This window comes from Lentzea roselyniae (assembly GCF_039537795.1).
Taxonomy (GTDB): domain Bacteria; phylum Actinomycetota; class Actinomycetes; order Mycobacteriales; family Pseudonocardiaceae; genus Lentzea; species Lentzea atacamensis.
The window spans coordinates 1-6,951 of record NZ_BAABBE010000088.1; the positions used below are offsets into that span (position 1 = coordinate 1).

At 67.0% G+C, this 6,951-nt stretch carries 10 protein-coding genes, 1 tRNA gene and 2 pseudogenes; 7 read left to right on the top strand and 6 right to left on the bottom strand.

Features of this window, described 5'->3' with window-relative positions:
- Both ABFX45_RS45585 and ABFX45_RS45590 read left to right on the top strand, forming a co-directional pair.
- The coding region (locus ABFX45_RS45585) for an IS701 family transposase (protein ID WP_346137328.1) at nucleotides 1-869 on the top strand (869 nt) is incomplete at its 5' end.
- A 370-nt stretch (nucleotides 870-1,239) separates the two neighbouring features.
- A tRNA-Leu gene (locus ABFX45_RS45590) sits at nucleotides 1,240-1,322 on the top strand.
- Nucleotides 1,323-1,364: 42 nt separating this feature from the next.
- Here ABFX45_RS45590 and ABFX45_RS45595 read toward each other — a convergent pair.
- Nucleotides 1,365-1,556 carry a hypothetical protein gene (locus tag ABFX45_RS45595; protein ID WP_346137329.1) on the bottom strand — a complete coding sequence of 64 codons (192 nt, stop codon included), beginning with the start codon at nucleotides 1,554-1,556 and terminating at the stop codon, nucleotides 1,365-1,367.
- On the bottom strand, nucleotides 1,489-2,274 hold the full coding sequence (locus ABFX45_RS46805) for a recombinase family protein (RefSeq protein WP_428834309.1): 786 nt from the start codon (nucleotides 2,272-2,274) through the stop codon (nucleotides 1,489-1,491). The genes ABFX45_RS45595 and ABFX45_RS46805 overlap by 68 nt, the downstream gene beginning before the upstream one ends.
- On the opposite strand from ABFX45_RS46805, the gene ABFX45_RS45600 reads away from it, so the two are divergent.
- The 5 genes from ABFX45_RS45600 to ABFX45_RS45620 all read left to right on the top strand — a co-directional run bounded on the left by ABFX45_RS45600 (nucleotide 2,191) and on the right by ABFX45_RS45620 (nucleotide 4,556).
- Nucleotides 2,191-2,694: a hypothetical protein gene (locus ABFX45_RS45600; protein ID WP_346137330.1), complete on the top strand. Its 504-nt coding sequence runs from the start codon at nucleotides 2,191-2,193 to the stop codon at nucleotides 2,692-2,694. The genes ABFX45_RS46805 and ABFX45_RS45600 overlap by 84 nt on opposite strands.
- A gap of 536 nt (nucleotides 2,695-3,230) precedes the next feature.
- Nucleotides 3,231-3,428 carry a TetR/AcrR family transcriptional regulator C-terminal domain-containing protein gene (locus ABFX45_RS45605; protein WP_346137337.1) on the top strand — a complete coding sequence of 66 codons (198 nt, stop codon included), beginning with the start codon at nucleotides 3,231-3,233 and terminating at the stop codon, nucleotides 3,426-3,428.
- Nucleotides 3,429-3,471: 43 nt separating this feature from the next.
- On the top strand, nucleotides 3,472-3,780 hold the full coding sequence (locus tag ABFX45_RS45610) for a hypothetical protein (RefSeq protein ID WP_346137331.1): 309 nt from the start codon (nucleotides 3,472-3,474) through the stop codon (nucleotides 3,778-3,780).
- Between the two features lie 96 nt (nucleotides 3,781-3,876).
- Entirely contained in the window at nucleotides 3,877-4,302 is a 426-nt protein-coding gene (locus tag ABFX45_RS45615; RefSeq protein ID WP_346137332.1) for a hypothetical protein, read from the top strand.
- Nucleotides 4,303-4,325: 23 nt separating this feature from the next.
- The gene (locus ABFX45_RS45620; protein WP_346137333.1) at nucleotides 4,326-4,556 is read left to right on the top strand and encodes a hypothetical protein; all 231 of its coding nucleotides are present in this window, start codon (nucleotides 4,326-4,328) and stop codon (nucleotides 4,554-4,556) included.
- On the opposite strand, the gene ABFX45_RS46810 is transcribed toward ABFX45_RS45620, so the two are convergent.
- The 4 genes and pseudogenes from ABFX45_RS46810 to ABFX45_RS46815 all read right to left on the bottom strand — a co-directional run bounded on the left by ABFX45_RS46810 (nucleotide 4,510) and on the right by ABFX45_RS46815 (nucleotide 6,817).
- Nucleotides 4,510-4,788, bottom strand: coding sequence for a helix-turn-helix domain-containing protein (locus tag ABFX45_RS46810; protein WP_428834308.1), 279 nt, complete (start codon nucleotides 4,786-4,788; stop codon nucleotides 4,510-4,512). The genes ABFX45_RS45620 and ABFX45_RS46810 overlap by 47 nt on opposite strands.
- Entirely contained in the window at nucleotides 4,682-5,560 is an 879-nt protein-coding gene (locus tag ABFX45_RS45625; protein ID WP_346137334.1) for a tyrosine-type recombinase/integrase, read from the bottom strand. The genes ABFX45_RS46810 and ABFX45_RS45625 overlap by 107 nt, the downstream gene beginning before the upstream one ends.
- A gap of 80 nt (nucleotides 5,561-5,640) precedes the next feature.
- Nucleotides 5,641-5,751 (bottom strand): annotated as a pseudogene (locus ABFX45_RS45630) (IS3 family transposase); the annotation flags it as partial.
- Between the two features lie 12 nt (nucleotides 5,752-5,763).
- A pseudogene (locus ABFX45_RS46815) lies at nucleotides 5,764-6,817 on the bottom strand (IS110 family RNA-guided transposase).
- Nucleotides 6,818-6,951 lie beyond the last annotated feature (134 nt).

Here is a 6,951-nt window from a genome sequence, read left to right on the forward strand (position 1 = left end):
ATCTCGGGCATGAGCAGGCGGTGCTGGTCGCGGACGAGACCGGGTTCCTGAAGAAGGGAGTCAAGTCCGCCGGAGTGCAACGGCAGTACTCCGGCACCGCCGGGCGGATCGAGAACTGCCAGCTCGGCGTGTTCCTGGCCTACGCCTCCCCGCACGGACGCGCGCTGATCGACCGCGAGCTCTACCTGCCCCAGGCCAGCTGGTGCGCCGACCGGAACCGATGCCGCGAGGCCGGCATCGACGACGAGGTCGAGTTCGCGACCAAGCCGGAACTGGCCCGCCGCATGCTCGAACGGGCCATCGACGCCGGTGTGCCGTTCTCCTGGTTCACCGCCGACGAGGCCTACGGCCAGAACCCCGGCCTGCGGTCCTGGCTGGAACAACGCGGTATCGCCTACGTCATGGCGATCCCCTGCACACAGCAACTCCCGACCGCTGCGGGAAAACGACGAGCCGACGTGCTGGGCCGGCTGGTGCCCAAAACGGCCTGGCAACGCCGCTCCTGCGGGGACGGCGCCAAGGGCCCGCGGTTGTATGACTGGGCACTGGTCGACGCCGGCGAGCACCATCGTCTGCTGATTCGCCGCTCGCTCACCCGCAACGCCAAGGGCGTCCGCGAGCTGGCGTACTTCCTCTGCCACACACCGGACCCGGTCCCGCTGGACGTGCTGGTCCGGGTGGCCGGAAGCCGGTGGGCGGTCGAGGAATGCTTCCAGACGGCCAAGAACGAGGTCGGCCTAGACCACTACCAGGTCCGCAAGTACGGTGCCTGGTACCGGCACATCACCCTCGCGATGCTCGCCCACGCCTTCCTCGCGGTCACCGCGAGGACCCAAAAGGGGGCTCCGCGGACCCCGATGACGACCTGATCCCGTTGAGCGTCAACGAGATCAGACGCCTGCACGCCGCCCTGACCTACGCTCCGCACCCGCGTTCCCACACCGAGGCCTGGTCACACTGGCGACGACGCCACCAACACCGAGCCCGACAATGCCACTACCAGCGACGACTCAAAGATCACGGCCTGCGGCTGTAGTACTAGCCCGCACACAAGATCACCGGCGTCAACCACCACTCCGCCGGCACCCCATGACGTGATCCAGTTTCGCCCACACCTCCACCCCCACTCAAAGCCTCCTACCAGCGCAAACCCCAACCCAACCCCCCGATTTTGGCGTGCGGCGACGATCATGTAATCTATGCACACACCACGGCGCGAGCCGCGGCAAAACTGAACAGGTCCGGGTGGCGGAATGGCAGACGCGCTAGCTTGAGGTGCTAGTCCCCGCAAGGGGGTGGGGGTTCAAGTCCCCCCTCGGACATTCTATTACCCCACGGGATTAACCATAATCCCGTGGGGTAATTCATATTTCTGCCGCCGCTAGATTCGCGCACAAATCCAACGCGAGTGTCTGCTGAACTGGACGACGAGCAGGTTCCAGGGTTTTCGGTGTTAGTTGTGCGGGTCGAATTTCGAGACGCTGGTCGTCATAGTGAATCTGCAGGTGTTGCTCGCGGACTTGATCGACCAGCTCCTCGCCCACATCTACTTCCATGCGTCCAGCGGTCCGCCCGAGTAGATGTGGCAGCGCCTCGAGCAGGCGATCTTCTCGGACGTAGACGTTCCGCGGTTCGCCGTCGGAACGTCGCTTGGCGCTCGTGAACCCAGTGCCCGTCCATCCGCCGGCCACACAACCCGCACACCACGAGTCCCGCCAGCAGATAGCGCCGGACCTCGCCGTCCTTGGCAGGCTTCGCCACCCGCATCCCCTGCACCGCGACGAACGTCTCGTCATCTACGAGCGGCTCATGCGCGATCCGCTCAGACACCTCCCACTCGCTGATCGGGTTGTACCGCAACGCTCCCGAGCCGCGGCCACCTGCACGACCTCCCGATCCATGACCGGTCGTGCTGCTTCGGTTCCATACCTGTCGGCCGGTGTAGCGCGGGTTCTCCAGGATCATCGCCACTGTCCGGACGATCCACCGCTCCCCCGACCTGTGCGCGTTTCGCTCGGGGTCGGCCCCCGACGGACACACCACGCCACGCTCGTTGAGCTCCCGCGCCAACGACGCCACCGTGCGACCGCGAGCACGCTCGGCGAACATCCACCGCACCCACGGCGCCGTCACCGGGTCCGTCGCCAACACCTGAACCCGACGACCCCACCGCCCATGCACCGGATTCGGATGCCGACCACCATCAACAAGCCGGTACCCATAGGGCGGACGACCACCCAGAAACCGGCCTTGCGCACGAGTTTGCGCCCTCATCGCCGCCAGCACCCGCTGCCGCGCCCTCGCCACCTCACGCTGCGCCTGCGCACCCAGCAGCACCATCAACGCCTCATGCACCGGACTGCCGAGTTCCACCGGGCCACCGGCCTCCGGCAGCCACACCGCGACACCCAGCGCGTTCAGCTTGGACACAACCTCACGGAACTGATCGCCGTGAAACGCGCGCTCGTACTCGCCTACAACGACCGCGTGGAAATCACAACCAGGATCCGCGGCGGCGACCAGCAACGCCGCGGCCTGCGGACGGTCCCGCCACCTCCACCGCCGCGAGACACCTACGTCGAAGAACTCCGCCACGACAGAGCCAACGCCGTCGATCAACTCATCCGACACGGCGCGCTGCCACGCGCGAGACGTCTGCACATCCTGGAACAACTCGTCGACATTCGCCCGTAGAACGCGAAGCGCAGGCCAGGTTCGGTCGACGGTGCCGCTAGGCCGTGAAGTCCCGTCAATGCAGTGATCAGTTCGGCGTTCGTCAGCGTGGCCACATCCAGCTCCCTCGGTCAGAACCGAGACCCGGAGAACGGATGCTTCGTGACGACATCGTGCCGATCTCCACCCGAACAGCCCAAGAGCGGATCCCCTGTGACTTACACCGACGGCCTGCGGGCCAGCCGTAGATCACACCCGCCAACTCATGGCTGAGAAGGGCCACCACGCGCTTTCCCGGTGTGGTCGAGGTCGCGAGTGGGCTCGACGAGCAGGATGATCTGCAGGGACAGGCGGTCTCCCTGGGATTGCGGTGAGGCACGTGCCATTAGCTGCCGTCGACGACGCCGCGAAAGTGGCGGTGGAAGCCGAGTTCGAGGTCGACGGATCGCAGGCCACCAAGACCAGGCTGCGCGCCGCCGATCAGCGACCGCGCGCGGCGCCTCCCGAGGAGGGTAGCGAGGTCGAACTGGAGGCCGCGGTCGTGACGCGAGACCGGGCTGACCGACCAACAGTGGTGGGACGCGGCGGCACCGTTCCTGATGAAGGTGTTCGACCCGGCCCGCTACCCGCTGGCCTCACGCGTGGGCAACGCGGTGGGTGAGGCGCATCAGAGCGCGTTCAGCCCGGAGCACTCGTTCGAGTTCGGCCTGGAGATGATCCTGGACGGCGTGGCGAAGCTGGTCGCCTCCCGCTGAGCACGACTAGCCTCGCGGTGGTACACGACACTTGGGGGATCCGATGAACGCACCGATCACACCGGAAGGACGGCGCAGGCTCCGCGAAGCGCTGCTGGAGCTGCCCGACCAGGACTCGGGTGACGAGCCCGCGGCCAAGAACGAGGCCGACATCCTCAGCGAGGTGATGGTGATGCTCGCGTTCCACGGGATGAACGTGGCCAGGCGAGTGCGGACGGCGCCCGGCGTGAGCGCCGACCCGCGCGCGGCGCGCCTGCTCGACGAGTACGAGGAGCTGCTGACCCGAGCGGGCTCATTGTCGCAGCAGTTCCTCGGTCTCGCGAAGCGCTTCGGCGAACCGAACGGCTCGTGAACAAGTTGTCCGATCGAGGGTCACGGGCACTGGCGCCTCGCTAGGGTCGGTCGCAGTGCGGCGCCGTGCCACACACCGATTCCTGGGGGAATTGTCTTGCGAAACCTTCTCGGGCTGCTTGCCGCCCTCGTCCTAGTGTTTCCCGGTTCAGCCGCGCTGGCCGAGCCGTCCGTCGCGGCCTCGCCGGTCGCGGCCCATGCCGCCGAGATGCCGCCGCCCGGTGACTGCGGCGCCCGGATCGGGCTGTACTCGTGGACGGGGCAGCCGCAGCACGCCTGGACCGTGCGGGTGACCGGGGTGGATCTGTCGAGCCTCGTGCCTGGCGGGGCAGGCCGTGCGTGGATGGTCTTCCACGACAGTGATGCCGCCGAATTACGCGACGTGTTCTTCGACCGCGACCACCCGCTCAACATCACCGCGGGAGTCAACGGCCCGAGCGTGACGGTCGCGATCAGCATCACGGACAACGACGGCAGGACGACGTACTGCGCGGAGAACATCACCAAGCGGCACGCGCCGTAGTTGATCAAGTTGGTTACGGCCTGATGACACCTCCCCAGGCCGCGATGGGAACCGGGACGCCGGCTGCGGCCGTAGGCGCAGCAGCCGCCTCCTGGCGGGATCTTGCCGATCTTCTTGACGTCCAGATGCAGCAGATCACCGGGCGCGGGGTGTCCGTAGCGGCGGGTGGTGTGCCGGGTGGCGCGGATGCGTTGCCCGGTCAGCGAATCACACTCGGCCAGCCGCGGCACACCATGCCGGGACAGCACCCGTGACACGGTGCGCGCGGGGACTCCGGTGCGGACGCTGATACGAGCCGGTCCGCAGTGCAGCTCGCCGCGAACCGCCACGACTCGCTGTTCTGCCTCGGCGGAGGTCCGCGACGGCATGTGGTGTGGCCCTACTGGACCGATCGGCCAGGCTTGCGGCGCCCTCGTCTCGGAAGCGGCGGACCCAGCGGTGCGCGCACTGCCGCGACACACCGAGTTCCTTGGCCACGTGCGCCACCGGTCTGCCAGCGGCGACCCGTGAAACCAGGACCAGACGTCCATGCGTCGATGGCTTGCTCGGGTCGCTCGCCGGCAAGGTAGCCACCCAGGGTGAGGAAAAAGCGCTGCGACACCGGCACAATCCGCTGATGTCCTCCCTTGCCTTCGGCGATGAACAGTCGCCGTTCACCAGGACGGACATCGCCCAGACGAAGACCGAGGACCTCGCAGCGCCGGAGCCCACCGAGCAGCATCGCCTCGACCATGGCCCGGTCCCGGCGACAGCGGAGCGCGGCGATGAACGTGTCGACCTCGTCCGGGTCGATCACCCTCGGCAATGTGCGGGGCGCGCGGATCAACGGGACGCCACGCACCACCCGCTGGCCTGGGCGGCGCATCGCCAGCCCGCGGGGCACCGGATTGCGTGACACCACGGTGTCTCCGCGGATGATCAGGTATTCGTAGAGCCCAGCGATCGTGGCGAGTCGGCGCTTGATGGTGCGCGCCGAGAGTCCGCTCTCGCCATCCTCGATCCGCACCACCGTCGCGCCACGCCGAGGTTCACGCTGGGCCTTGATGAAGGCCAGGACATCGGCGGTGTCCACCTCGACCGGGTCCTTGTCGATGACGGAGAAGAACACTTTCAGGTCGAAGGCGCTGGCCAACACAGTGTTCCAGCGCGCCCTCGCGGTCACCAGCTCCAGGTAGGAATCCAGCAGCGGATGGCCCAGACGAATCTGCTCACCACCACCGGCTCGGGGCGTGCGGGCAAGGCATGGAGTGAACCCCACGGGAGGTCTCCGATCGATGCGGCGACCTCGCCTGCCCGACCGGACCGGCCTGACAACGGATCACCCGCATATCATGGCAAGATCTCGATGTAGTCGAAGATCGCATTTGCCAACTCGATGCGGGTACCCCAGCGCTGGCGGTCAAGGAGTTCGACCTGCATGCGTGACCAGAACGACTCCATCATCGCGTTGATGCCCCTATGTCAAGGGTTGGTATCGGGCCTGGTCGGAGGTTTCAGGGCGCGAATGATCTCGCCGAACGCCTGGCGTGCGATGTAGCGCTTCAGGAGCCGGATGATCTCCTTACGGCTGGAACCTTGCGCGGTTCGGCGTGCCGCGTATTCGCGTGTGCGTGGATCATGAATGAGCCTGTTGTTGGCGATAGTCCACAATGCACTGTTAGCCGCGCGGTCGCCGCCGCGGTTGAGCCTGTGCCGCTGGGTCTTGCCGCTGGAGTGCTCCACCGGACTGACACCGCACAGCGCGGCGAACGCTGCCTCGCTGTGCAACCGTTCGGGATTGTCGCCGGCGGTAACCAGGAGTTGGGCCGCGCAGATCGGGCCGATACCGGGCTGCGCCAGCAACCACGGAACGGTCTGACGGACGATCAGTTCAACGGCGCCGTCGCTGTCGCGCACTTCTTGATCCAGATACTGCCAGCGGCGAGCCAACGCGCGCAGGGACAGGGCGGTCCCGTCAGTTCCTGTCAAGTCCGCGCACGCCGCGACGAGGTCGGCGGCACGACGTCGATCCACCTGAGCACGGGTCGCGTCATCGAGTTCGAGGACGAGACAGCGCAGCTGCAGCTCAGCCTGAACACGGGATTTGACCGCGCTGCGGCGCGCCACGAGCAGAGCTCGCAGCTGTCCTGCCGGACCGGTGCGGGCTTTGGGCGTGGCGGTGGCGTCCCCGGACAGCACGGCTCGGGCGGCGTTTTACGCGTCGACCGGATCGGATTTCCCCCTGCGTCGGCGCGTGGTGCGGTTGGGCCGGTTCACCTCGAACACGGCGACTCCCGCGCTGGCCAGGAAGTGGGCCAGCCGATAGCCGAAGCTTCCCGTGCCCTCGACTCCTGCAGTTGTCAGCTTTCCGAAGCCACCGGCCCAGTCCCACCTTTCCGAAGCCACCGGCCCAGTCCCACAGGGCGGTGTGGTGGGCGTCGTCGGTGGGAAAACTGGCCACGCCCAGGCGCCGGCCGAGCTGGTCCAGCGCGACGGCGACGTGGAGGTCCTTGCGGGTGTCAACGCCCAGGGTCACAACACAAGTGTTCCGTGCCGGGTTTGATGGAGACCATCAAGCCTGGATGATGAGGAGCAATGGCCCCACCGAAGAAGTACCCAGATGAGCTGCGTGAGCGGGCGACCCGGATGGTCGTGGAGGCCCGCCGGGAC